General features: G+C 45.7%; 1 protein-coding gene. It reads left to right on the top strand.

Features of this window, described 5'->3' with window-relative positions:
- Window positions 1–701: RNA-guided endonuclease InsQ/TnpB family protein (locus EI162_RS14410; protein ID WP_192524979.1), on the top strand; the 701-nt coding region annotated here is incomplete at its 5' end.
- Window positions 702–718: the final 17 nt, after the last annotated feature.

The raw sequence follows: 718 nt of genomic DNA, 5'->3' as shown, positions 1-718 counted from the left end.
TAGCCAAAGGCAAGAAACTGACCATTGACGTGTGGGACAGCTATAACCTAGCTCTCTACACCATCAATACTTGTGAGCTTGTGCAGGATAGTCGCGGTCTTTGGTATGCCTGTATCACCGTTAAAGAACATTCAAAAACAATCTGCGGTGTTAATCAGACTGGTATCGACTTAGGTTGTAAGGATTCAGCAACCGCTAGTAATGGCGAGGTCTTAGCCACCAACCTGACCCATAAATACGCCCCAAAATTAGGGCTTGCTCAGCGGGCTAAGAACAAAAAGCGCGTTAAAGCGATTCACGCCAAGATTAAGAACACACGTCAAGACTTAATTCATAAATTCACATCAAAGCTTGTCAAAGATAATAATGTGATCATCGTTGGCAAACTTCAATCAAAATCATTCACCTCAAGCAAACTAGCTAAGTCTGTCTATGACGCAGGTTGGTTTGAAATTAAGCGGCAACTGACCTATAAATGCGAGTACGCAGGTTGTCACTATGCTGAGGTTAATGAGCACTACACCACCCAAACTTGTTCGTGTTGCGGCTCACGCCAAAACAGTCCGAAAGGTAGAGCGGATCTTGGAATAAGAGAATGGTTTTGCGAGTGCGGTGTCACTCACGACCGCGATGTTAATGCGGCTAAAAACATTCTTGCGCTCGGGCTTGAGCGTCTAGCGGTAGGAATCCCCTCCGTTTAGGGAGGGGAGGAAGTCAA

This window comes from Psychrobacter sp. FME6, from assembly GCF_014861365.1.
Taxonomy (GTDB): domain Bacteria; phylum Pseudomonadota; class Gammaproteobacteria; order Pseudomonadales; family Moraxellaceae; genus Psychrobacter.
The sequence above is the reverse complement of the archived record's forward strand: the minus strand, read 5'-3'. Positions and strand labels throughout refer to the sequence as shown.